We start from the raw sequence: 24,552 nt of genomic DNA, 5'->3' as shown, positions 1-24,552 counted from the left end.
GAAACTCAACTCAGAATTCGACGAAGCTGGCGAGCCCGAGCAGCAAGTCGTCCGGTCGAGTCGAATAGTTCGGATTCGTCAACACAGAGAGTGTCCGTCGCCCAGGCAGTCCCGTGGCGTAGGCGATACCACGGTGACAGCGTTCGGGGATCTGCCGTGAGGTGCTCCGGGGTGAAATGCGCGGTGAACTCGATGGTCGGTATGGCCACGGGCATCGTCAGTGTCGCGAACAGTCCGGGCGGAAGCGCGTCGAGAAGGACCGCGGCGCGCTCTTGGGCCGTGAAATCGAGGTCTGTGAGCAGGCGGATCCAGACGTCGAATTCAGGGGAGTCGCCACCGGCGAACGGCCTCGCGGAATTGATCGGCCGGATGTCGAGGTGCTGGGCGAACGGCACAAAATCCACCGGGATCTCCAGCGGCGGCAGGGTTGACGGGTCGGCCGGAGCCGGTTCGGCGACAGGGGCGGACATTGTTGTAGCTCCTATGTCGCGGGCCAACCGAACGAGAGCGGATCCCGAACCGGTCAGCGTGACGTGGCAACTGACGGTCCGCCCGCCCCGCATCTCGCCGACAGTCAACTCGGCCGGCCCAGGAGGAACGGGGCGGTCCAGATGCGCCGTGACTGCCAGCGGTTCGGCTCCGGACGCGTCGGCCGCCACCCGCAGCATCCGTGCAATTGCGAGTCCGCCCTGGATGCCGTCGAAACTCCGCCAACTGGAGTCGAATTCGGTGTGATGACGCGCTGCGTCGGTCGACGGCGCGGCCGCCACTGATGCCTGACTAGTAATTGCCATAGTCAGCACCCTAGATGCTGACTATGGCTATGGCAAGCTAGGGTCTATTCGGGAGTGCTGGACGACCCACCGAAGAGCATGTAGATGAGGATCTGAAGAATGCCGAGAGGATTGATCTCGCCGAGGCTGCTCATGTGTGAGGAACTCCTGATTGCAGGGATGGGTATTGTTGCGTCGCAACGTCACTGAAAGTACGGCAATTCGAACAGTGTGGTGCGAAATTTACCGATAATTCACTGTCCGCGAGTCGAGCGGCAGTGCAGGTAGGCGTCAGTGACCACGTCGAGAACGCGATTGCCGTGTGCATCGACCAATTTCGCTGTGATGGTCACCAATCCTCGCGCGCGATTGTCGAACACGACGTTGTCGACGGTGACCTTTCCGCTCAGGGTGTCACCGGGGCGAAGCGGACGGAGGAAGCTCACGTCGCGCATGGTTTTCCCGGCGATCACGTTCCACTGGTCGTAGAGACTGGCGACCACCAACTTCTGGCAGATCGACAGGGTGTGCAGCCCGCTGGCGATCAACCCGCCGAAGACGCCGGACTCGGCGGCTTCCTTGTCGACGTGAAACCACTGGGGATCCCACTGAGTTGCGAACTCGACGATTTCCTCTTCGGTCACCGAATACGAACCCAATGGGATCACTTGGCCGATCTCGAGATCCTCGGCGAACACTGCGCGTTTGTGAAGGGCGGCCGAATCGTTCATGGTTGTGAAAATCTCCTGCGTGTTCCGGGTGTACTCGGAACATACTCTCGCAGTGTGTTCGAGTCGGTCTCCGGTGTCGTCGGGCAATGCAGGGTCACTAGAATCGCCACATGGTCGACGACGCGAAAATCGAGCCGAGGGCGCTGGTAGGAAAGTGGCACTTCGAGCGGGACATCGTCGACCGCCTTTCTGGTTCCACCAAGCATGTATTCGGCGAGACCACTATCTCCGACGCCGGTGACGGTCGGATGCGCTGGTACGAGAGCGGCACGCTGCGTGACGGCGACCTGGAATTACCCGTGTTCCGAACTCTGTTCGTTGCCGAGCGCGGCCTCGAGTGGGCCGTGACATTCGAAGACGGCAGAGAGTTCCACGACTGGGCGCCGGGGGAGGAAGTCGAGCACCTGTGCGGTGCGGATACCTACCGCGGGCGAATCGACGTCACTGCCGGAGATCGATCGACCTGGACTGTCGTCTGGACCGTGACGGGGCCGAGCAAGGACTACACGATGACCACGCATCTCACCCGGTCCTGATCACATCGCTCGCCAGTTACTCGACGCCGATCGTCACCTCGGTGGACTTCACGAATACCGTTGCGGCTTGGCCTGGTTCAAGATCGAGATCCAGTGCGGCATCGCGGGTGATCGACGAGGTCACAATCTGATTCCCGCCGTCCAACTTCACCTTGACCGTCGCCATGACGGTGCCGAGGTTGACCTCGGTTATGGTGCCGGTGAGTTGATTTCGTGTGGACAGTCGCATCGCTGAACTCCTGTGCTCTCGGGTGGGTGTTCTTCGACCATAATGCGATGGTCGCGTATCTACCCAGCGATTCCGCAGGTGCGGACATGCGGGCGCCGCCGGTGCGCGAATATTGTCGGGCGGTGGAGGTAGATTCCGGTCATGACTGAACCCGTGAAAGGCCCGGCGTCGTATTTTCCGTCGATCGAGAAGAAGTACGGTCGGCCGATCGGTGAATGGCAAGAGCTGATCAGAAGCTCAGACCTCACGAAGCACATGGAATTGGTCAACTGGTTGAAGTCGGAGCACGGTATGGGTCATGGGCACGCGAATGCGCTTGTCGCCCATACGCTGAAAGAAGGCTAGTTCTTTTCAGGCGGCCGATGCGTCCAGCACCAACCAGCCGCCGTGATGCTCGAATACCTCGAACGGCACACGGCTCTGCCGGCCGACCGCACGCAGTGACTCGAGATCGAAAGTGCGGATGTGGCCGTGGCACGCGGTGGCTTCGTCTTCGAAGGGGACTGCAATGACGACCCGTTGACGCGCGATCCGGAGTGCTTGCGCGATCACGGCCTCGCCGACTGCGTCGTCGACGTGTTCGAGGAGATGAATCGCGGTGACGGTGTCGGCGCTGTTGTCCGGTGCCGGTACTTCACCCGCGTCGCAGATCACCGTGTCGATCGTGATGCCGAGTTCGGGGGCGACCGCGTCGAGCAGGATCATCGTTCCGGGCAGGATGTCCGTGGCGGTCACGTCCATTCCGGCGCGCGCGAGCCGCAGGGGCAGGAAACCGAAGCAGGAACCCAGATCGAGTACGGAACCGCGAACCAGTTCTTCGGCTTTGTCGTGAATCGGCGCGAAATCTGCAGTGCCGTCCAATAGTTCGGCAAGGGAGTTCCGGTAGTAGGTGGTCCAGGATTCGAGAGCGCCGTCCACGGTGGACCGAACCAGTCCGACCATCGTCAACTCGAATTCGTCCTGACCGAACTCCGCGTCCTGGATCGACGAGGTGACTCCGGCTACGAGTCGCTCGCTCAGATCGGCGGGAGTGAGGGAGTGCCTGACGTGGAGTCGGCCGCCTCGACGATCGAGCGAGATCGGACCGGAATCGACACGTTCGACGGTGACATGCCCGAACGACCACAAGCCCGGCGTCGACGGTGCCAGCGAATCCAGGACGGGTTCGTTCGTGATGGTGGACATGATCGCCTTTCTCAGGTGGTGATGCTTTCTCAGGTGCTGATACCGGTCCGCAGGGACTGCGTACCTGTTTTCAAGAGTTCCGGTAGCTCGAGTGAATCGTCGGTGAGCCACTGCTCGTACGCCGACATCGCGACCCCGAGCAGAAGATAGCCGACCGTGCGTGGGCCGTGATCGGTCGGCTCGAGATTCATTCGGCGTGCGACGTAGTCGGCGACCACCTGCCGCCAACCTTCGTACATCACCACAGAGTATGCCTGAAGCGTCGGAACTTCGAGGATCAATTCCATCCGTTTGCGATGTACCGCAGTCTCTTCCGGTGGGAAGGTGTTGAACGTCAACAATGCGGATTCGAGTGCGTCGACCAACGGAATATCAGCGGGCAGTGAATCCAGGTGCTCGCGCATCTCGTCGAGATGTCCGTCGAAGTCTCCCCAGGGGACGGCGTTCTTGGACGGGAAGTAGCGAAAGAAGGTCCGACGCGCGATGCCGGCGGCATCGGCTATCTGGTCGACGCTCACCTCGTTGAAGCCGACTGTCGAGAACAGTTCGATCCCGATCGTGCTGATTCCCTCCTTCGTTGTGGAGGGGCGACGACCTATCCGAGCGGACGGTTTCTTGCGGCTACGCATACTTTTTTCGCTCCATGTGTGTCATTCTGCACTCGATGCCATTACAGTGGTGAACCGAGTCACAGTGAAGTCCCACTAGTGACCACCAACTCCCAGGTTGGAAGTCTGATCTACAGACTTCCAGACGGAGTGCGACCGCAGGAGGAATCCATGTCAGATCGTGACAACAAGGCGCTCGAGAACGACCTCGTCGAGGAGTCCCTCGTGGAGGAAGTTTCCATCGACGGCATGTGCGGCGTGTACTGACCGTGTCTGCTTTGGATCTCGATGCGGGGTGGAAACTCCACCCGCAGGTAGCGCTTCGCCCCGAACCTTTCGGGGCGTTGCTCTACCACTTCGGAACACGCAAGCTGTCGTTCCTGAAGAACACGACCATCGTTGCGGTGGTCAAGGCGTTGCCAGACCATCCTGATGTCCGGTCCGCACTACGTGCGCAAGGCATCGAAGATGACGCGGCTCCCCAATATGCCCGCGCGCTGAGCACTCTCGCCGACTCGCACATGATCGTGCCTGTCTGAGCCAGACGCTCGCCCCCACGTGCGGAACAGCCCTTCCGCACGTTCGCCCGCTTCATTTCTTCGCGAGGACACAGCCATGACCTCAGTTCTTGAACAGCCCTCCCCGCCCGCCAAGGTGGGTCGCCTCGTCGATCAGTTCGAACTCGGACTCGACGCCCCCATCTGCCTGACGTGGGAACTCACCTACGCCTGCAACCTGTCCTGCGTGCACTGCCTTTCGTCGTCGGGTCGTCGTGACCCCAACGAGCTGAGCACCGAACAGTGCAAGTCCATCATCGACGAGCTGCAGCGTATGCAGGTTTTCTACGTCAACATCGGTGGCGGCGAGCCGACGGTACGCTCCGACTTCTGGGAGCTCGTCGACTACGCGACCGACCACCAGGTTGGTGTGAAGTTCTCCACCAACGGCGTGAAGATCGACAAGAAGGTCGCGGCGCGCCTCGCAGCCAGTGACTACGTCGACGTGCAGATTTCCATCGACGGTGCCACCGCTGAGGTCAATGACGCTGTGCGCGGGCCTGGTTCGTTCGCGATGGCCGAGCGCGCTCTCGCGAACCTGAAGGAAGCCGGCTTCAAGGACGCCAAGATTTCGGTGGTCGTCACGCGGCACAACGTCAGTCAGCTCGACGAGTTCAAGGCTCTCGCGGACAAGTACGACGCGACCCTGCGCATCACTCGACTGCGTCCTTCGGGCCGCGGCGCCGACGTGTGGGACGACCTGCACCCGCGTCCGGAGCAGCAGCGTGAGCTCTACAACTGGCTGGTCGCCAATGGCGAAGGCGTCCTGACGGGCGACTCGTTCTTCCACCTCTCCGCCTTCGGCGATGCACTGCCCGGTCTCAATCTCTGTGGCGCGGGCCGCGTCGTGTGCCTGATCGACCCGGTCGGTGACGTGTACGCATGCCCCTTCGCGATTCACGAGCAGTTCCTCGCCGGAAACATCGTGAAAGACGGTGGATTCCAGGAAGTCTGGCAGCACTCGGACCTGTTCGAGGAGCTGCGCTCGCCCCAAACCGGTGGCGCCTGCAGCAAGTGCAACCACTACGACTCCTGCCGCGGAGGCTGCATGGCGGCCAAGTTCTTCACCGGACTGCCGATGGACGGACCTGACCCCGAGTGCGTCATCGGCAACGGTGAAATGGCACTGGCGTCGGCGGGAGAGGTCCCGAAGTCCAGTGTCGACCACTCCCGTTCCGGTCAACGTAAGACCCCACGTGCATCGGTGCCACTGACACTGATGATGCGTCCGCCCGCCAAGATTTGTGACGAAAACCCGCTTGCGGGAATGCAGTAACTACTGCGCGATACCGACAGTGCGGCGAAAGCTGCACCCCAGAGAGGTCAGTTCAATGGCTAAGAATGCTTTCTTCGAGACGGTGGCAGAAGCACAGCGCCGTGCGAAGAAGAGGTTGCCCAAGTCCGTGTACGCGGCGTTGGTAGCGGGATCCGAGAAAGGGCTGACGGTCGACGACAACGTCGCGGCATTCAGCGAATTGGGTTTCGCTCCCCACGCTGCCGGGCTGTCGGACAAGCGCGAGATGTCCACCACCATTATGGGTCAGGACATTTCGTTGCCCGTCATGATTTCACCGACCGGTGTGCAGGCAGTGCACCCCGACGGTGAAGTAGCGGTAGCCCGTGCGGCTGCAGCACGGGGAACAGCCATCGGACTGAGTTCTTTTGCCAGCAAGTCCATCGAAGAAGTTGCCGCGGCCAACCCGCAGGTCTTCTTCCAGATGTATTGGGTCGGCAGCCGCGACGTGCTCCTGCAGCGTATGGAGCGCGCTCGCGCTGCCGGTGCCAAGGGCCTGATCATCACCACCGACTGGTCCTTCTCGTACGGTCGCGACTGGGGCAGCCCGTCCATCCCCGAAAAGATGGACCTCAAGGCGATGTTCCAGTTCGCACCCGAGGGAATCATGCGCCCGAAGTGGTTGCTCGAGTTCGCCAAGACCGGCAAGATCCCGGACCTGACCACCCCCAACCTCGCGGCTCCCGGCCAGCCTGCACCGACGTTCTTCGGCGCATACGGCGAGTGGATGCAGACTCCGCTTCCGACGTGGGAAGACATCGCCTGGCTTCGTGAGCAGTGGGGTGGACCGTTCATGCTCAAGGGCATCATGCGCATCGACGACGCCAAGCGAGCTGTCGACGCCGGTGTCTCCGCTATCTCGGTCTCCAACCACGGTGGTAACAACCTCGACGGCACCCCGGCGCCGATCCGTGTGCTCCCGGGCATTGCCGAGGCCGTGGGCGATCAGGTGGAAGTTGTTCTCGACGGCGGCATTCGACGCGGCGGCGACGTCGTCAAGGCGCTCGCACTCGGAGCCAAGGCCGTCATGCTCGGGCGCGCCTACCTGTGGGGCCTCTCGGCCAACGGCCAGGCCGGTGTCGAGAACGTGCTCGACCTCATGCGGATGGGCATCGACTCGGGGCTGATGGGCCTCGGCCACTCGTCCATCACCGAACTGAGCCCGGCGGACCTGGTGATTCCGGAAGGCTTCACACGCACATTGGGTGCCAGCTGAGATTACGGCTCCGATAGAGCTGTGAGTTGACACTCGACGAACACACGACCCTGGCCGGACGCCTCGTCCGGTCCAGGGTTGTTTTCGGTCCGCACGAGACCAATCTTGCTGTGGGACGCTCGCTTTCCGATCGGCACCGTGCGTACTACCAGCGCCGCGCCGAGGGCGGAACCGGGATCGTCGTCACCGAAGTGGCCTCGGTATCGGAGAACGACTGGCCGTACGAGCGGGCGCCGTTGGCGTCGCAATGTGGCCCGGGGTGGCAGTCGATCGCGGCTGCATGTGCTCCGTACGGAACGCTGGTTCTGGCCGGGCTCGGTCATACCGGCATGCAGGGATCGAGCGCATACTCCCAGTCGGTGCTGTGGGGACCGTCAAGAGTGGCCGACCCGGCGACGCGTGAGTTGCCGATGGCAATGGGGCAGCCGGAAATCGACCAGCTGATAGTCGGCTTCCGTGAGGCGTCGGCGCTGGCCGTCGCTTCGGGAATGGACGGAGTGGAACTCGATGCCGGTCCTCGAAGCATTCTGCGACAATTCCTTTCGGGTCTGACCAACACTCGGCAAGACCGATACGGTAGCGATCGCGTTGCTCTTGTTCGCGAGGTCATCTCGGCAGTGCGCGAGGAAGTCGGGTCGGATCACGTTGTCTCCCTGCGGTTGTCCTGTGACGAGGAAGCTCCATGGGCGGGCCTGACGCCCGATCTTGCCATCGGTATCGCGCGTGAAGTGTCTCCGTTCCTCGATCTCCTTGTCGTCGTTCGTGGCGGACTCTATTCGTCTGACCGGTACCGCCCCGATTTTCACTGCCCGCCGAACTTCAACCTCGATCTGTGCCGTGAGGTCAAGGCCGCTCTGTCGATTCCTGTTGTCGTGCAGGGGAGCGTCGTGGACATCGCCGACGCTCACGCGGCGCTGGAAGTAGGTGAGTTCGTCGAGATGACCCGGGCCCAGATCGCAGACCCGGACCTGGTTGTGAAAGCCGCGCGCGGCGATCGTCCCCGGCCGTGTGTGCTCTGCAATCAGACGTGCCTCGTGCCTGATCCTCGCAATCCTGTCGTGACGTGCGTCGGGAATCCGAGCGCGGGTTTCGAGACGGTGGACCCCGATGAGCGAGAGCAGATTTCGACACCGGGAGCCGTGCTGGTCGTGGGGGGTGGCCCCGCTGGGATGGAAGCCGCACGGATCTCGGCGGTGGCGGGGCACTCGGTCACACTCGTCGAGAGTTCATCGCAGTTCGGCGGCATGATCCGAACTTTTGCGCGAGGTGACGGCCGTAGCCGGTTCGCACTCCTCGCGCAGTGGTTGGAGGACGAATGCCGTCGTAGCGGCGTGACGATGCGGACCGGGGCGGCGCTCGACGCCCAAGACCTGGGTGACGCACGCAGCCGGGGCGAGTTTGTTGTCGTTGCCACCGGTAGTGCTGCGAGGCCGCCGACGTATCCGGTCGACGATTCGGTTCGGTGGTTGGATGCGTCGGAAGCCTTCGAGAAGTTGAGCACCGTGGGGCCGGGTCCGGTCGCGCTGATCGATCCCCTCGGTGGACCGATCGCGGTGGCGCTCGCAGAAGCACTCGCGGCCCATGGCATCTCCGTCTCGATTGTGACTCCCGACAGCATCGTCGGTTCGAGGCTCGGCGCGAGTGGGGATCTGGTCGGCGCCAACACGCGCATCCAGCAGGCCGGGATCACCAGGGTGCTCGCGTCACGTGTCACCGAAATCGCTCGAGGGGCCGTCTGCGTCGAACACGTCCATACCGGCGAGCGGTCACAGCTCGAGTGCGAGGTGGTGATCGACTGCTCGCCTCGTCTGCCGAACGAAACGCTGAAGGAAGAGGCCGACATTCAGGTGGGCGACTCGGTTGCCCCGAGAACTGTTCTCGAATCCATCCGCGAAGGGCGCTTTGCAGGGTTTACTACTAGAACGAGTTTCAATTCTGCAGAGAGGGCTATCTCATGACACAGGGTTCAGTTCGTTCGCTCGAAGGTCGCGTTGCTTTCATCACCGGCGCAGCGCGCGGTCAAGGACGTGCGCACGCGGTCAAGATGGCGCGCGAGGGAGCAGCGATCATCGCGGTCGACGTATGCGCGTCGGTGGCGTCGGACAATTCCTACGACGCAGCAACTTCCGAGGACTTTGCCGAGACGATACGTCTGGTGGAAGCGGAGGGCGGGAAGATCCTCGCCCGCGAGGTCGATGTCCGTGACGGCGCAGCGCTCACCGCGGTGGTCAAGGACGGCGTCGAACAGTTCGGACGTCTCGACATCGTGGTCGCCAACGCCGGGGTCTGCAACTGGAATCGATTCTGGGAAATGTCGGACGAACAGTGGGAAACTCTGATCGACATCAACCTGACCGGAGTCTGGAAAACCCTCAAGGCCTCGGTGCCGGCGATCATCGAGGGTGGGCGCGGTGGATCGATCATCGTGGTCAGTTCGGTGGCCGGACTCAAGGCGCTGCCCGGACAGGCGCACTACGCGAGCGCCAAGTTCGGTCTCGTCGGTCTGACGCAGGCCGCAGCAAAGGAACTGGGGGAGTACAAGATCAGGGTCAACTCGATCCATCCTTACGGAGTGAATACGCCGATGGGGGTCGACCAGGGCGCTCTCGAGGTATTTGCAAAGTTTCCGCAGTACCTTCCCAACTTCACTCCGATCCTCTCGGACATCGCTTTCGCCGAACCTGACGAGATCGCCGATACCGTCCTGTGGCTCGCCGGTGACGGTTCCCGCACCGTCACGGCAAGTCATATCGCGCTCGATCAAGGAAACTCCAAGGTCTGATGACGCCGTACCCGCGCCTCTTCGCGCCACTGCGCCTGGGCAACCTGACACTCCGCAATCGGGTCGTGTTCTCCGCACACCTGACCAATTACGCGGAGAACGGGTTGCCGACGGAGCAGCACGCGAGCTACTACGAGGCGCGGGCCCGCGGCGGTGCGGGTCTGATCATCACCGAGGAACACTCGACGCATCCTTCGGATCGACCGTACGAGAAGATGATTGCGGGCTATCGGCCCGAAGCGATCGAGGGATACCGGCGGATCACCGACGCCGTTCATGCACATGGTTCGTCGATTCTCGCGCAGATCAACCACAATGGGGGCCAGGGCGCTGGAACCTATTCGCGATCGCCGCTGTTGGCGCCGAGCGCCGTTGCGGATCCGTTGTTCCGCGAGGTGCCCAAGGCTGTCGACGACGCGGACATCGCCGAGATTCTCGCAGGGTTCGCCCTTGTTGCGCGCAACTGCGTTGCCGGTGGCTTCGACGGGGTGGAATTGCAGGCGTCGCAGTCGTCCATCGTGCGCGCGTTTCTCGCACCCTCGACCAACCTGCGCACTGATCGCTACGGCGGGGGCGTGGCACATCGTGCACGGTTCCTTCTCGAAGTGCTCGGGGTACTGCGTAAGGCCATCGGCCCGGATCGTGTCCTCGGTGTGCGCCTGAGTGGATACGAAGGTACGCGGGGTGGCATCGAACTGTCCGACGCAGTAGCCACCGCTCAACTCATCGAAGCTGACGGTTACGTCGACTACATCAACACCACCGTCGGAATGGCCACGGAAACACTGCATCTGGTCGAAGCATCGATGGCTGTACCCACCGGCTACGCCAACTTCGTCCCGTCTGCGATCAGGGAGGTCGTCGATCTTCCAGTCGTCGGAGTCGGCCGTTTCAAGACGCCGGAGCAAGCCGAAGCCGCACTCGAGGACGGTGTATGCGATCTGGTGGGAGTAGTTCGCGGGCAGATCGCCGATCCGGATTTTGTGAACAAGGCGCGTGCTGGTCAATCGGTACAGGTGCGAACCTGCCTGTCCTGCAACCAGGAATGCGTCGGGCGGATGGGTCTGGGACGTTGGTTGGGGTGCACCGAAAATCCGCGCGCCGGTCGGGAATCGGTACCGCTGCCGATGCCGCGGCGACGGGGCCGCACGGTGGTGGTGGTCGGTGGTGGCCCGGCCGGCCTGCAAGCTGCGGCTACAGCGGCCCAGCGAGGTCATGCGGTGACGCTGTTCGAGCGTGAACGAAGACTTGGGGGACAGATTCTTACCGCCTCGGTGGTACCGGCTCGCCGTGAGCTCGTCGACCTCGTCCGGAATCTCGAATCTGAGTGTCGCCGAAGCGGTGTGACGATCGAGTTGGATGCTGGAGCTGATCTCGCGATCGTGGAGGAGCGCGCGCCCGAGGTGGTCGTGATTGCAACCGGAGCGCGGCCTGTGCGACCGGCGTGGGCGGGTGGATCAGAGCGTGTGGTGGGTGTTCGAGACGTTCTCGACGGCAAGATTCTGCCGAGTGGAACGGTGCTCGTCTACGACGAACTGGGATTCCATCAAGGTACGTCGGTGGCGGAGTTCCTCGCTGATCGAGGCTGTGCCGTCACGATCGCGACCAACGGCATGGTGGTCGCGCAGGACCTGAGCATCACCCTGGATTTCGAGGGGTGGAACCGCCGAGCGTTCGAGAAGTCGATCGGTCAACGGACAGATCTGATGGTGACTTCGGTGAGCGCTGGGGCCTCGCCGCTCGTGAGCTTGGTTCACCTTCCGACGGGTGTGACCGAGGAAGTTGCAGTCGACTGGGTGGTCTTCGCGACACAGCAGGAACCTGTCGACGAGTTGTGGAACACCTTGCAGGGAAGCTGTTTCGAGAAATTTCGCATCGGTGACGCCTTGTCTCCGAGGCGTTCGCACGCGGCCGTCATCGAGGGGCATCGGGCCGCGTTGGCGATATAAGTCGTCCGTTTTGTCTCTGGTTCTCGAAAGTATGTTTTGAGCATGGACAGTCGGGAAGCGTGGCAACTGGATGGCGTGGGCCTCAAGAGCGAGGTTCTCGATCTGGTGCGCGCCCGGCACGAGTTGCAGTCGCGGATGGTGTTGTTGATCGTGGAGATGTTTTCCCGTGAGGTTCTCGGCGGGAAGGGTTTTCGGGCGATCGCGCAGTGGTTGCATGGTTCGACGAATCTGGAGATCGGTGAGTGCAGTCTGCTGGTCGGGTTGGCGCGGTTGTTGATGCTCGAACCTGTTGTCGCGGATGCGTTTCATCGTGGTGACGTGGATGCGTTGAAGGCGCGGCAGGTGGCGTCGTTTTGTCAGCATCCGCCGAAGAACATGACCTCGGCGGATGTGGACAAGGCCCGCGGGATCTTGTTGGGGTTGGCGTCGAAGAACATCGCCGATTGTGATGCGGTGCGGGCAGCGATTCGGCGGATCGAGAAGCAGTACGGCAAGCGTGAGGACGGGGTTCCGGTCGGTGAGGATTCCGAGCGTAACGAGTTCTACGCGTCGAAAGGTTTGTACGGGCGCGTGTCGGTGAAGGGTGATCTGGATGCGGTGAACGGGGCACGGTTGATCACGTTGTTGTCGAGCCTGTCTGCGCCGACGCCGGAGAAGGACGGGGTCAAGGACATCCGCACGCCTGCGCTGCGGCGCGCGGACGGGTTCTGCGAACTACTGCGGCGGTACGAGCGGGCGGGGTTGGGTCCGATCGAAGGCGGAGTGAAACCGCACATCACGGTGACCGCGTCCGCGAAAGACATGACAGATCTGCAGTCCTTGAAGGACTTGCTGCCGTCCACTCAGGAACTCGGGTTCGCGTGGACGGATTGGGTGGGCCCGATCAGCATCGACACCGCACGGATGCTCGCCTGCGACTGCACCGTGACGCGGATTTTGTTGGACGAGAATGGTGTTCCGCCCGACTGCGGCAAGGAAGCGCGAACGGCGACAGTTCCGCAGCGGCGGGCGTTGGCGGTTCGCGATGGTGGGTGCGCGTTTCCGGGGTGCGGAACACCATCGGGGTGGTGCGATGCCCACCATATTGTTCACTGGAACGATGGTGGCCCAACGGATCTCGACAATCTGATCTTGTTGTCCGGTCATCATCACCGGACGCTGCATCACACGGAGTGGCGGGTGGAGATCGGGCCGGATCGCAAATCGGTGTTCTACCCACCGATGTCCGTTGATCCGTATCAGCAGCCGATCGGTGGGAACAGCCCACCGACAGCGGCGTGAACCGCGACAACTGACGAATACGCCGGGGCACAACAATCCCCCGGTGTATCCGCATGCAGTGTTGCGGTGGGAGGGGCCCGCACCAATACGATCGGGGGATGAGTTCTCCGCGTGACCTTGCTGCCATCCCGAGTCCTGCGCTCGAGGGCACTGCGCTCACCGTCGTGGTCCCGGTCGGTTCTTTCGAACAACACGGACCGCACCTGCCTCTCGATACCGACACTCGGATCGCGAGAGCAGTCGCACAGGCTCTGCCCGACGTCGTCGTGGCCCCGGCCATCGAATACGGGGCGAGCGGCGAACACGAAGGGTTTGCCGGCACGATTTCGATCGGTGCCGAGGCTATGGAAACCGTCGTCGTCGAATACGGAAGGTCGGCGTTCAGATGGACGAAGCGGGTGCTGTTCGTCAACGGCCACGGCGGAAATGGTCCCGCATTGGCCAAAGCGGTGGCACTTCTGCGGTATGAGGGGCGTGATGCTGCTTGGGCGCCGTGCGCTGTTCCGGGTGCCGACGCGCATGCCGGACACACTGAAACGAGCCTATTGCTGCACCTTTCGCCCGATTTGGTGCACATGAGCCTTGCTGAGACAGGAAATTTGTCTCCTATCGCGGACCTGATGCCAGGAATGCGTTCGGGCGGTATGGTCGCTGTGTCGCAAAACGGCGTTCTCGGCAATCCAGTCGGGGCTACCGCCGAAGACGGCGCATACATCTTCGGTGAGTTGGTAGGACGCGTGACGGATGGACTGGCCCGGTGGGAGCCTGGTCCAGATGGGAGGCTTCGGTGACGACCACGACCGAGTGGGGGCGGACGGTCCACCTGCGACGGCTTTCGAGGCTGCGACGAGTTGCAGCACGACGGGCTACGTCCCTTACGATCATCTGATGCGACCAGCAAGACTCCCCGACGGCTTCGGCATTCGGTTGGACCCCAAGGTGCGCACGTACTCGGGTGGCCGGGTACTCATCGGCGGATCTCCGACGCGGATGCTCAAGCTGGCGCCGACGGCTGCGGCGATGATCGGTGACGGCTTCCTCGAGGTGGTCGATCAGCAGAGCGCTGCGGTTGCGCGACACCTTCTCGATTCAGGTGTCGCGAATCCTCGTCCGATGTCGACGCCGTCCGCTGCCGATGTCACGGTCGTGATTCCGGTCAAGGACAACCAGGCCGGCGTCGAACGCCTATTGCCCGTCCTCAAGGATCTGACCGTCATCGTTGTCGACGACGGTTCGGAAGTGCCGGTGGAGCCCCGTCGCGCCTGCCCGGGCACCGGCACCATCACAGTGGTCCGGCACGAGAGTGCCCGCGGACCCTCGGCAGCGAGAAACTCGGGATTGCGTTCGGCCCAAACACGTTTCGTAGCTTTTCTGGACTCCGACGTCATACCGCGTGCCGGTTGGCTCGAGTTGATGTTGGGCCACTTCAGCGATCCGGGGGTTGCCCTTGTTGCACCCCGCATCGTCGCCCTCGATCCGTACGGGACGGCGCTGGCGCGGTACGAGAACATGCGATCGTCTCTCGACCTCGGACGCAAGGAAGCTGCGGTGAAGTCGGGCAGTCCGGTCGCCTATGTCCCCAGCGCCGCCGTGATCGTCCGGCGCGACGTGGCACTCGAATGCAACGGTTTCGACGAGAGTCTCGAAGTAGCCGAGGACGTCGATTTCTGCTGGCGACTGCAGGCTGCGGGTTGGCGACTGAGGTACGAACCGGTTGCGCATGTCGCCCACGATCATCGAGTTCAGTTCGACAAGTGGTTCGCCAGGAGAGCGTTCTACGGCACGGGTGCGGCGCCGTTGGCTGCAAGACACGAGGGTTCGGTTCCGCCGATGGCGATGTCGTTCTCGACGCTCTTCGCGTGTATCGCCGCTGCAACACTGACCCGTTCCGGTCTTGCCGGCGCACTCGGCGCCTTGCTGTTTACCGTTTACCGGCTGCGAAAGATGTTCACCGGCCTGAGTCAACCCACCCGGATCGCGGCGATCCTCACCGCGCAGGGAGTTGTCGGCGGATTCTGGCAACTCGCCTCGGCAATGTGTCGTCACTACTGGCCCGTGACGCTCCTGGCGGTGATCGCCTCCAGGCGAATTCGGCGGCTGGCCGTCGCTGCAGCAGTCACCGAAGGTTTGGTGGACTGGTATCGCCACCGTGAGCCAGGCGGGCTGGGACCGGTTCGGTACGTCTTCTTCAAACGAGCCGACGACATCGCGTATGGAGCCGGACTCTGGCGTGGCGCATTCGACGCCCGCGACTGGGCGGCGCTGAAACCTCGAATCACCAAGTGACAGAAGCCGACTACGCAGATTTCCTGGTTGTCGGTGGTGGCACGTGTGGTTGCGTGGTCGCAGCCAGGCTCAGTGAAGATCCATCCGCCACGGTGATGCTCCTCGAATCGGGAAGCGGATATCGATCGGCGCTCGAACTCCCGGACGTCCTGGGTGATCCGTACCGACTGCCGGTCGGACCTGCGAGCGAATACACGTGGACCTATCCGGTCGAACTGACGCCGCGTCGGGCGTCCACAATTGCGCGGGGGCGGACACTCGGTGGATCCGGAGCCGTCAACGGTGCGTACTTCACCCGCGCGACCCGTGCTGATTTCGAGAATTGGCCGAGTTCATGGCGATACGACGACGTCTTGCCGTACTTCAAGAAGTCCGAAACGGATCGTGATTTCGAGGGCGAGTTCCACGGGACCGCCGGACCGATCCCGGTCGAGCGTCGAGCGTGGGACCAACTACATCCACTGAGCGGCGAGTTTCATGCGGCAGCGCTCGGAGCAGGCTTTCCCGACGACGTCGACAAGAATGCGCCGGACTCGTTCGGGGTGGGCCGAGTGCCACTGAACGTGTCGGATCATCGTCGGATCAGTACGGCGATCGGGTATCTGATGCCGGCGTTGCACCGGCCGAATCTGCGGGTGGAATCCGGAGTGAACGTCATTCGCATCGCGTTCTCGGGTACCCGTGCGATCGGCGTCGACGTTCTCGACGACGGCAATGTCCGACGCATTCGTGCCGACCATGTGGTCGTGTGTTCGGGTGCGGTGGCGACACCGCACATTCTCCTCAATTCCGGTGTTGGTCCAGCGGAACAACTTGTAGAGCAAGGAGTTTCCGTCGTTCTCGATCGACCGGGCGTCGGACAGAACTTCGTCGACCACCCGGAAGTGCTGCTGCCGTACCATTTTTCGAAGCCCCGCACGATTCGATCGCAGACTCCGGTGCTGGAGACAGCCCTCAACCTCGCTGAGATCGAAATCCGTCCGTACACCGCATCTTTCACAGACCTGGTTCCCGGTGTGCCTCGCATGGACCACGGCGTCGGAGTGGTCCTCATGGCGCCGCACAGCCGGGGAAGCATCGAGCTGGCATCGGGGGATCCCGCTGGGGCGCCGCGTATTCGGTACAACTACGTCGCGTCGGCGCACGATCGAGCTGCCATTCGGGAAGGGATGCGGATCGCCGAGAATCTTCTCGAGTCGATCGCCGAGACGGGGTTGATCGATCGCCCCGTCGTGGAGTACATCGATGAGTGGGTCGAATCCCGCCTGGGAACGTCGCTGCATATGTCCGGTAGTTGCGTGATGGGTGCCGAGGCGGACCCGTTCGCAGTCGTCGACGGTCGGTGCCGTGTGATCGGCGCGCAAGGACTCAGTATTGTTGACACGTCAATCCTGCCGACGATCCCGACCCGCGGCCCGCATGCGACCGCGGTGATGGTCGCGGAACGAGCAAGCGCCATTCTGCTCGGCGACGAGTGACCGCGAGGGGCAGCAGGCTGGGTCGGCAGTCATACCGAATGGTCGTTCTCGCCTATGGGTTGTGATCGGCGTTACAGTGGTCCACGGAGCGGAGGAACGCAAAATATGGCACGTGAACAGGCTGTGCCCGGCAACCCGTGGGTGGCGGTCAGGCCAGGCGATGACGTCGCGTTACTCGCGCGGCGACTTTCGTCTGCCCATCAGTCGTTCATCGATGCTCGCGGCGTGCCCGGCCAGGGGCTGACCGACGACTCCCATGTCCGCTCGGTCGTACTCGAGTCCTGGATGCGGAGCCGCAACAAGGGGGTAAATCCCGATGTGGTCGGCAACCCTGAGATGCTCGAAGGGTTGGAGCTCGAAAAGTATCGCTCCGCGCATCCCATGTCACTGATCCGTCCGGTGATTCGGAAACTCCTGGTGGAAGATGCTGCCGAGACCGGACTACTGATCGCGATCAGTGACGCACACGGTCGATTGCTCTGGGTGGAGGGTGACAACTCGGCCAAGGACAAGGCGTTGTCCATGAACTTCGTCGAGGGCGCCGACTGGAGCGAAGATCGTGTCGGCACCAATGCGCCGGGAACGGCGCTTGCTCTCGATCACTCCGTACAGATTTTCGGATCCGAGCATTTCAACCGAACCGTGCACGACTGGAGTTGTTCGGCCGCACCCGTCCACGATCCCACCACTGGTCAAATCCTTGGTGCCATCGACATCACCGGTGGTCCCAGGGTTGCGGTTCCCGAAGTGCTGTCACTGATCCGTGCAACTGTCGCGGCCGCCGAATCGGAATTGCGATTCCATCTCTTGAACTCGCCCATCCCGCTCAGTGCCACGGCTCCGCGCCTCGAAACATTCGGTGCCGGCCGGCCGATGCTGGTTCGCGGCGGTGACCGCATCCCGATTTCGCAGCGTCACGCCGAGATTCTCCTTCTGCTTTCCGAACACCCGGAGGGTCTCAGCTCCGACCACCTTGCGGTCCTGCTCGACGAGGGGGAGCTCGACGCAGTGACCATTCGCGCGGAAATGTCGCGGCTTCGTAAGGTTTTCGGTGCCGACCGGCTGGCTTCGCGCCCCTATCGGATCATCACGGAGTTCACGACAGATGTCGGCGAGGTGCGGGCAGCGTTGGATCGAGGCGACGCAGCGACGGCGATGAAACTGTATTCGGGCCCGGTGCTGGCGGGCTCGGCGTCTCCCGGCATCGAAGAGGTGCGGGAAGAACTACGCACCAGGGTCCAGGCAGCTCTGCTGCGTGGAGGTGACGCCAACCTTCTGGCCCGGTGGACCACGTCGGTACACGGCCGCGAAGACTCAGTCGTGTGGGAGGCCTACCTGTCCACGTTGGATCCTCAATCTCCGTTGTATTCGCAGGTCCAGGCAAGAATTGATCTCCTCGACCGCCAATTGGGCATCTGAGAATCATCCGCGTTTCTCGCACGCAACGTACTTGCAACGTTGCAACTCCTAGTGTTGTGAATCACACCCCGCCGGGGGGTGGGATTGCAGTCACCGATTTGGTGGGTGCGCCCAGGAAGAACACGTTTACATAGGAGCTTGCAATGACCGTGTACGCCCGCCCAGGTACCGCCGACGCGATCATGTCCTTCCAGTCTCGATACGACAACTGGATCGGCAACGAATGGGTTGCTCCGGTCAAGGGTCAGTACTTCGAGAACCCGACACCGGTGACCGGACAGAATTTCTGTGATGTGGCTCGTTCCACCGCAGAAGACATCGAACTCGCTCTCGACGCAGCGCACGCAGCAGCTCCGGCCTGGGGCAAGACCTCGGTCGCCGAGCGCGCGATCATCTTGAACAAGATCGCTGATCGTATGGAGGAGAACCTCGAATCCATCGCACTCGCCGAGTCGTGGGACAACGGCAAGCCGATCCGCGAGACCCTCAACGCCGACATTCCGCTCGCCATCGATCACTTCCGATACTTCGCGGGAGCTATTCGCGCACAGGAAGGTTCGCTCTCGGAGATCAACTCCGACACCGTGGCGTACCACTTCCACGAGCCGCTCGGCGTAGTCGGCCAGATCATTCCGTGGAACTTCCCGATCCTCATGGCCGTGTGGAAGCTTGCCCCCGCCCTCGCTGCCGGCAATGCCATCGTGCTCAAGCCTGCCGAGCAGACGCCAGTCTCGATCCTGCACCTCATCGGCATCATCGGTGACCTGCTGCCTGCCGGTGTTCTCAACATCGTCAACGGCTTCGGCGTCGAGGCCGGAAAGCCGCTCGCGTCCAGCCCGCGTATCAAGAAGATCGCGTTCACCGGTGAGACCACCACCGGTCGCCTGATCATGCAGTACGCGTCGCAGAACCTTATCCCCGTCACCCTCGAACTCGGTGGCAAGAGCCCCAACATCTTCTTCTCCGACGTTCTCGCCTCAAACGACGACTACCAGGACAAGGCACTCGAGGGCTTCACGATGTTCGCCCTCAACCAGGGCGAGGTCTGCACCTGCCCGTCACGTTCGCTGATCCAGGAAGACATCTTCGACGAGTTCCTGGCGATGGCAGCCATCCGCACCAAGGCTGTGCGCCAAGGGGATCCGCTCGACACCGACACCATGATCGGTGCCCAGGCCAGCAACGATCAGCTCGAGAAGATCCTCTCGTACATCGAGATCGGCAAGGCCGAAGGCGCCAAGGTCATCACCGGTGGTGAGCGAGCCGAACTCGGCGGAGACCTGTCCGGCGGTTACTACGTCCAGCCGACGGTGTTCACCGGCAACAACAAGATGCGCATCTTCCAGGAAGAGATCTTCGGACCCGTCGTCTCGGTCACCTCGTTCAAGGACTACGACGAGGCCATCGAAATCGCCAACGACACGCTCTACGGTTTGGGCGCCGGTGTCTGGTCCCGCGACGGCGGAGTTGCTTACCGCGCAGGCCGCGACATCCAAGCCGGTCGCGTCTGGACCAACACGTACCACCAGTACCCGGCACACGCCGCTTTCGGTGGATACAAGCAGTCCGGCATCGGCCGCGAGAACCACCTGATGATGCTCTCGCACTACCAGCAGACCAAGAACCTCCTGGTCAGCTACGCCCAGAAGGCTCAGGGCTTCTTCTGATCTACCCACCGGCACCCGTGAGCCCCTCGCTGCGGGTGCCGGTGAGCAAGACTGCAACACGCGAAACCTGCACAAACACACGGAGGTTGGAATGAGCGCCACGGACACACCCGATACCGGCGCCGTTCCACCCCGGTTGGTGACCACCGCTGGGGCGGCTGACCTCCTGCGCCGCCTCAGCGGGACTCACGGCGAACTGATGATGCATCAATCCGGCGGATGCTGCGACGGCTCGGCCCCGATGTGTTATCCCTCAGGCGAATTCATCGTCGGGGACCGTGACGTACTACTCGGAATCGTCGATCTCCGACTTGCTGTCGGTGAGACTCCCGAAGACCTTCCCACCGGAACCGACGCTGTACAGGTCTGGATTTCCGGATCACAGTTCGAAGCCTGGAAGCACACCCAGTTGGTGCTGGACGTCGTGCCCGGCCGCGGCAGTGGATTCAGCCTGGAGTCTCCTGAAGGATTCAGATTCCTCAGTCGAGCAAGGGCATTCACACCGGACGAAAACGAAGCACTCGGCGCGTCGAGCATTCTCGTGGGCGCTGATTGGGAAGCGGGCGTGCGTCCTTTGCCCCCGACGGTTCCCCAGGTGGTCGCCGAGGCCGTCGACGCCTGCCCGGTGCCGGGCGCGGCCGCCCGATCCTGAGAACGGCAGCCTGAAGAAGATCTGAACAGACTCGGGACCGCTCACATGACAGCCAGTTAACAGCACGGTCATCTCCAGGCGACCTTCTCCGTACATCGCCCACATACCGTTCATTTCACGCGACGCATCCACCGTGCGTCGTCTCATTCTTGACCGATTCAGAGGATGGACATGTCTCTTTCCGACCACGCAACCGGCAAAAACGCCGGTGCCGCGGGTGCACACCACGACGGCGCAGACTTCCATGCGGAAGACAATTCGTATCTGGAGAAACGAACACTCCGAAAGGGAACAGCAGGGTGGGTGCTGCTTGCGGGGTTGGGTGTCAGCTATGTGATTTCCGGTGACTACGCCGGCTGGAACAACGGTCTGGCCGAAGGTGGTTTCGGTGGCCTTCTCATCGCGGCGGTTGTCATCGCGGGTATGTACCTGGCGATGGTGCTCGGTATGGCCGAGATGTCTTCGGCACTTCCTGCCGCTGGTGGTGGATACACGTTTGCCAGACGGGCCATGGGGCCCTGGGGCGGATTTGCCACCGGCACAGCAATTCTCATCGAGTACTCGATAGCACCCGCAGCGATCGCGACCTTCATCGGTGCGTACGTCGAGTCCCTGAACCTGTTCGGGATCACCGACGGCTGGTGGGTGTACCTCGCGGTGTACGCGATCTTCATCGGCATTCACCTCACCGGCGCCGGTGAGGCACTCAAGGCGATGTTCATCATCACCGCCATTGCACTCGTCGGCCTGGTCGTGTTCGCGGTTTCGGCTGTCGGCCTTTTCGATTCGTCCAACCTCACCGATATCGCCGTCGACACCAGCGCAGTCGGATCGTCGTCGTTCCTGCCATTCGGTCTGCTCGGAATCTGGGCCGCCGTGCCCTTCGCGATCTGGTTCTTCCTTGCGGTCGAAGGTGTACCGCTGGCCGCCGAGGAAGCACGTGAGCCGGAGAAGAACGTCCCCCGCGGCATCATCATCAGCATGTTGATCCTGATCGTCACAGGCGCAACGGTTCTCTTCCTCGCCACCGGTGCGCTCGGCGCAGACGCCCTGTCCACCTCCGGAAATCCGCTCGTCGAGGCTCTGGGGGACAGCGGAGCGGCAAAGGCCGTCAACTACATCGGACTTGCCGGTCTGGTCGCGAGCTTCTTCTCGATCATGTACGCCTACTCACGCCAGACGTTTGCGCTCTCCCGCGCCGGCTATCTGCCGAAGAACCTGTCGGTGACCAACAAGCGCAAGGCCCCCACTCTCGCGCTCGTCGTACCCGGAATCATCGGCTTCGCGCTCTCACTCACCGGTGAAGGTGCAATGTTGCTCAACATGGCAGTGTTCGGCGCGGCAGTAAGCTACGTCCTGATGATGGTGAGTCACATCGTTCTTCGTAAGCGTGAGCCGAACATGCCGCGCCCGTACCGCACGCCCGGCGGTATCGCCACCACCTCGTTTGCGCTCGTGATCGCGGCAGTGTCGGTGGTGGCCACCTTCCTGGTCGATCCCGTTGCGGCATTGCTGACGTTGGTTGCCTTCGGAGTTCTGATGGCGTACTTCGGTCTCTACAGTCGTCACCACCTTGTTGCCAACTCGCCGGACGAGGAGTTTGCTGTACTTGCACAGGCGGAAGAAGAATTGGGATGAGTCGCGGGATGGCCAAGTATCACCAGCAGGTATCCGGAACCAACTACTCGTTCGACGGTCTCGTCGATCTGATGGCAAAAGCGACACCACTGCGGTCGGGTGACGAACTAGCCGGTTGCGCGGCAAGCTCCGACGCCGAACGTGCTGCTGCTCAATGGGTTCTGGCTGATCTTCCGTTGACGGTGTTCCTCGAAGATCTGTTGGTTCCGTACGAGGACGACGAGGTAACCAGGCTCATCATCGACAGCCACGATCGCCTGGCCTTTGCGCCGGTGGCGCACCTGACTGTCGGCGGACTACGAGACTGGTTGCTCGAGACCGCGTCGGCGCCGGAAGCTTCCGCACGGTTGTCCGCCGCAAGTCCCGGGCTCACCCCCGAGATGGTTGCGGCGGTCAGCAAGATCATGCGCAATCAGGACCTGATCGCCGTCGCGAAGGCCATCACGGTCACCGCGGGGTTCCGCACTACCATCGGACTGCCCGGCCGGCTGAGCACCCGACTCCAACCAAACCACCCGACAGACGATCCACGCGGCATCGCGGCGGCCACATTGGACGGTCTCCTGATGGGATGTGGCGACGCCGTCATCGGTATCAACCCCGCGACGGACTCACCCCAGGCCACCTCGGATCTGCTCCACCTGCTCGACGACATCCGTCAGCGATTCGAGATCCCGACTCAGTCGTGCGTGCTCTCGCACGTGACCACCACGATCGGACTGATCGAATCGGGGGTGCCGGTCGATCTTGTCTTCCAATCGATTGCCGGTACCGAAGGCGCCAATTCCGGTTTCGGAGTGAACATTCCGCTCCTGCGTGAGGGCAACGAGGCCGGGCGCTCCTTGACCCGCGGAACGGTCGGCAACAACGTCATGTACCTGGAGACGGGGCAGGGGTCCGCCCTCAGCTCAGGTGCCCACTACGGCACCGGCGGAGCCCCGGTCGATCAGCAGACACTCGAGACCAGGGCATACGCAGTGGCACGTGATCTCGAACCGCTGCTGGTCAACACCGTGGTCGGCTTCATCGGTCCCGAGTATCTCTACGACGGCAAGCAGATCATTCGCGCGGGCTTGGAGGATCACTTCTGCGGAAAACTCCTCGGGCTGCCGATGGGAGTGGACGTTTGCTACACCAACCACGCCGAAGCCGATCAAGACGACATGGACAACCTGCTCACCTTGCTGGGCGTCGCCGGCGCGGCGTTCGTGATCGCGGTTCCTGGCGCCGACGACGTGATGCTCGGCTATCAAAGTCTGGCGTTCCACGACGCGCTGTATGTGCGTAAGGTCCTCGGTTTGCAGCCCGCCCCGGAGTTCGAGACCTGGCTCCACAACTTGGGGATGACCGACGCTAACGGTCGGGTTCTTCCGATCGATGCCGAAATGTCGCCGCTGCGGGCTTTGACGGTGAACTCATGACCGAAGATCAGGCACCGATCCTCGATTTCTGGGGTCCACTGCGCAAGACCACACAATCGCGTATCGGGTTGGGCCGCGCCGGTGATTCGTTGCCCACCAAGCGGGTTCTCGAATTCAAGGCAGCGCACGCTGCAGCTCGCGACGCGGTCCACGAGCCACTCGACTCCGAGACGCTTGCCAGTCGGGTCGAAGGGGTGGGCATCGGGGCGCCGGTGGTGGTCGCGAGCAGCGTCTCCACCCGCAGCGAGTATCTCCGGAGACCCGACCTGGGGCGCCAGCCGGCTGACCTGGGTGCGATCTCGAGTTCCGACAAGGAAATCGGGTTCATCCTCGCCGACGGACTCTCGCCGCGAGCACTGATGGACCACGGTGAGCAATTGCTGTCCGCGTTGGTCACGGTGTTGGGGGAGCGGTACTCGATCGCGCCGCCCGTGATCGCCACGAATGCCCGTGTGGCACTGGGTGATCACATCGCTGCCGCGATGGGAGTGCAGACGGCGATCGTCCTGATCGGCGAACGTCCAGGGCTCTCCGTCGCGGACAGCGTCGGGATTTATCTGACTCACCTTCCGTGCGTCGGTCGTACCGACGCGGATCGAAACTGCATTTCCAATGTCCACCCACCCGAGGGCCTCGGATACGAGCAGGCTGCTCGTGTCGTCCTGGGATTGGTGACGGGAGCGCGCCAGTTGGGCCGCTCCGGCGTCGACCTCAAGGACACCTCTCGCGCCGACGCCGTTGCGTCGGGAGAAGTGCTGACGCTCGATTAATTGACAACTGCACGGCATACCCGGGTCGATCGACACTCGGGTATGCCGTCGTACCCGAATCACGACGAAAACGAGGGAAT

At 62.4% G+C, this 24,552-nt stretch carries 24 protein-coding genes; 19 read left to right on the top strand and 5 right to left on the bottom strand.

The features are described 5' to 3' along the window. Nucleotides 1-5: 5 nt before the first annotated feature. Nucleotides 6-794: a thioesterase family protein gene (locus ACN50D_RS15070; protein ID WP_042920993.1), complete on the bottom strand. Its 789-nt coding sequence runs from the start codon at nt 792-794 to the stop codon at nt 6-8. Between the two features lie 233 nt (nt 795-1,027). After that, nucleotides 1,028-1,504, bottom strand: coding sequence for a MaoC/PaaZ C-terminal domain-containing protein (locus ACN50D_RS15065; protein WP_007728315.1), 477 nt, complete (start codon nt 1,502-1,504; stop codon nt 1,028-1,030). 110 nt (nt 1,505-1,614) lie between these two features. On the opposite strand from ACN50D_RS15065, the gene ACN50D_RS15060 reads away from it, so the two are divergent. Beyond that, nucleotides 1,615-2,040, top strand: coding sequence for a DUF6314 family protein (locus tag ACN50D_RS15060; protein WP_212633887.1), 426 nt, complete (start codon nt 1,615-1,617; stop codon nt 2,038-2,040). A gap of 16 nt (nt 2,041-2,056) precedes the next feature. Here ACN50D_RS15060 and ACN50D_RS15055 read toward each other — a convergent pair whose 3' ends face one another. After that, complete coding sequence (locus tag ACN50D_RS15055) at nt 2,057-2,269, bottom strand: TOBE domain-containing protein (protein ID WP_003942061.1); 213 nt, start codon at nt 2,267-2,269, stop codon at nt 2,057-2,059. A 141-nt stretch (nt 2,270-2,410) separates the two neighbouring features. Between ACN50D_RS15055 and ACN50D_RS15050 the strand changes: the two genes are divergently transcribed. After that, the gene (locus ACN50D_RS15050) at nt 2,411-2,614 is read left to right on the top strand and encodes a DUF4287 domain-containing protein (protein WP_007728313.1); all 204 of its coding nucleotides are present in this window, start codon (nt 2,411-2,413) and stop codon (nt 2,612-2,614) included. Nucleotides 2,615-2,620: 6 nt separating this feature from the next. Here ACN50D_RS15050 and mftM read toward each other — a convergent pair whose 3' ends face one another. Beyond that, nucleotides 2,621-3,454, bottom strand: a complete 834-nt coding sequence (gene mftM, locus ACN50D_RS15045; protein ID WP_050656074.1) for a mycofactocin oligosaccharide methyltransferase MftM — start codon at nt 3,452-3,454, stop codon at nt 2,621-2,623. 29 nt (nt 3,455-3,483) lie between these two features. Then, nucleotides 3,484-4,083 carry a mycofactocin system transcriptional regulator gene (gene mftR, locus ACN50D_RS15040; protein WP_007728311.1) on the bottom strand — a complete coding sequence of 200 codons (600 nt, stop codon included), beginning with the start codon at nt 4,081-4,083 and terminating at the stop codon, nt 3,484-3,486. Nucleotides 4,084-4,233: 150 nt separating this feature from the next. Between mftR and mftA the strand changes: the two genes are divergently transcribed. The 17 genes from mftA (at nt 4,234) to eutC (ending at nt 24,472) form a co-directional block, all read left to right on the top strand. Further along, nucleotides 4,234-4,329 (top strand): mycofactocin precursor MftA, encoded by a 96-nt coding sequence (mftA, locus tag ACN50D_RS15035; RefSeq protein WP_063836238.1) that lies wholly within the window; start codon nt 4,234-4,236, stop codon nt 4,327-4,329. Next, the gene (mftB, locus tag ACN50D_RS15030; protein WP_007728309.1) at nt 4,314-4,601 is read left to right on the top strand and encodes a mycofactocin biosynthesis chaperone MftB; all 288 of its coding nucleotides are present in this window, start codon (nt 4,314-4,316) and stop codon (nt 4,599-4,601) included. The genes mftA and mftB overlap by 16 nt, the downstream gene beginning before the upstream one ends. Nucleotides 4,602-4,677: 76 nt before the next feature. Further along, nucleotides 4,678-5,895, top strand: a complete 1,218-nt coding sequence (gene mftC / locus ACN50D_RS15025) for a mycofactocin radical SAM maturase (RefSeq protein ID WP_003942089.1) — start codon at nt 4,678-4,680, stop codon at nt 5,893-5,895. A gap of 55 nt (nt 5,896-5,950) precedes the next feature. After that, nucleotides 5,951-7,129, top strand: a complete 1,179-nt coding sequence (gene mftD, locus ACN50D_RS15020) for a pre-mycofactocin synthase MftD (protein ID WP_003942047.1) — start codon at nt 5,951-5,953, stop codon at nt 7,127-7,129. A gap of 26 nt (nt 7,130-7,155) precedes the next feature. After that, nucleotides 7,156-9,087, top strand: coding sequence for a mycofactocin system FadH/OYE family oxidoreductase 1 (locus ACN50D_RS15015; protein ID WP_054187799.1), 1,932 nt, complete (start codon nt 7,156-7,158; stop codon nt 9,085-9,087). After that, nucleotides 9,084-9,911: a mycofactocin-coupled SDR family oxidoreductase gene (locus ACN50D_RS15010; protein ID WP_003941966.1), complete on the top strand. Its 828-nt coding sequence runs from the start codon at nt 9,084-9,086 to the stop codon at nt 9,909-9,911. The genes ACN50D_RS15015 and ACN50D_RS15010 overlap by 4 nt, the downstream gene beginning before the upstream one ends. Next, nucleotides 9,911-11,860 carry a mycofactocin system FadH/OYE family oxidoreductase 2 gene (locus ACN50D_RS15005; protein ID WP_212633886.1) on the top strand — a complete coding sequence of 650 codons (1,950 nt, stop codon included), beginning with the start codon at nt 9,911-9,913 and terminating at the stop codon, nt 11,858-11,860. The genes ACN50D_RS15010 and ACN50D_RS15005 overlap by 1 nt, the downstream gene beginning before the upstream one ends. A 42-nt stretch (nt 11,861-11,902) precedes the next feature. After that, entirely contained in the window at nt 11,903-13,141 is a 1,239-nt protein-coding gene (locus ACN50D_RS15000) for an HNH endonuclease signature motif containing protein (RefSeq protein WP_212633885.1), read from the top strand. A 98-nt stretch (nt 13,142-13,239) separates the two neighbouring features. After that, complete coding sequence (mftE, locus tag ACN50D_RS14995; protein WP_054186896.1) at nt 13,240-13,932, top strand: mycofactocin biosynthesis peptidyl-dipeptidase MftE; 693 nt, start codon at nt 13,240-13,242, stop codon at nt 13,930-13,932. A gap of 97 nt (nt 13,933-14,029) precedes the next feature. Beyond that, a complete protein-coding gene (mftF, locus tag ACN50D_RS14990) occupies nt 14,030-15,427 on the top strand; it encodes a mycofactocin biosynthesis glycosyltransferase MftF (protein WP_007730153.1) in 1,398 nt (465 codons plus the stop codon). After that, entirely contained in the window at nt 15,424-16,905 is a 1,482-nt protein-coding gene (mftG, locus tag ACN50D_RS14985; protein ID WP_212633884.1) for a mycofactocin system GMC family oxidoreductase MftG, read from the top strand. The genes mftF and mftG overlap by 4 nt, the downstream gene beginning before the upstream one ends. 105 nt (nt 16,906-17,010) lie before the next feature. Then, on the top strand, nt 17,011-18,324 hold the full coding sequence (locus tag ACN50D_RS14980; RefSeq protein WP_212633883.1) for a helix-turn-helix domain-containing protein: 1,314 nt from the start codon (nt 17,011-17,013) through the stop codon (nt 18,322-18,324). 143 nt (nt 18,325-18,467) lie between these two features. Beyond that, the gene (gene adh, locus ACN50D_RS14975; protein ID WP_007730158.1) at nt 18,468-19,991 is read left to right on the top strand and encodes an aldehyde dehydrogenase; all 1,524 of its coding nucleotides are present in this window, start codon (nt 18,468-18,470) and stop codon (nt 19,989-19,991) included. A gap of 91 nt (nt 19,992-20,082) precedes the next feature. Next, complete coding sequence (locus tag ACN50D_RS14970) at nt 20,083-20,643, top strand: DUF779 domain-containing protein (protein ID WP_003942021.1); 561 nt, start codon at nt 20,083-20,085, stop codon at nt 20,641-20,643. Between the two features lie 165 nt (nt 20,644-20,808). After that, entirely contained in the window at nt 20,809-22,281 is a 1,473-nt protein-coding gene (eat, locus tag ACN50D_RS14965) for an ethanolamine permease (RefSeq protein ID WP_003941913.1), read from the top strand. Further along, nucleotides 22,278-23,702 (top strand): ethanolamine ammonia-lyase subunit EutB, encoded by a 1,425-nt coding sequence (locus ACN50D_RS14960; protein WP_212633882.1) that lies wholly within the window; start codon nt 22,278-22,280, stop codon nt 23,700-23,702. Before eat ends, ACN50D_RS14960 begins: the two co-directional genes overlap by 4 nt. After that, complete coding sequence (eutC, locus tag ACN50D_RS14955) at nt 23,699-24,472, top strand: ethanolamine ammonia-lyase subunit EutC (protein WP_212633881.1); 774 nt, start codon at nt 23,699-23,701, stop codon at nt 24,470-24,472. The genes ACN50D_RS14960 and eutC overlap by 4 nt, the downstream gene beginning before the upstream one ends. The last annotated feature ends 80 nt before the right edge of the window (nt 24,473-24,552 follow it).

This window comes from Rhodococcus sp. SB1D, assembly GCF_048573875.1.
In the GTDB taxonomy this organism is placed as follows: Bacteria; Actinomycetota; Actinomycetes; order Mycobacteriales; family Mycobacteriaceae; genus Rhodococcus_F; species Rhodococcus_F qingshengii.
Note: the sequence above shows the minus strand (reverse complement) of the source record. Positions and strands in the feature narration are given on the sequence as shown.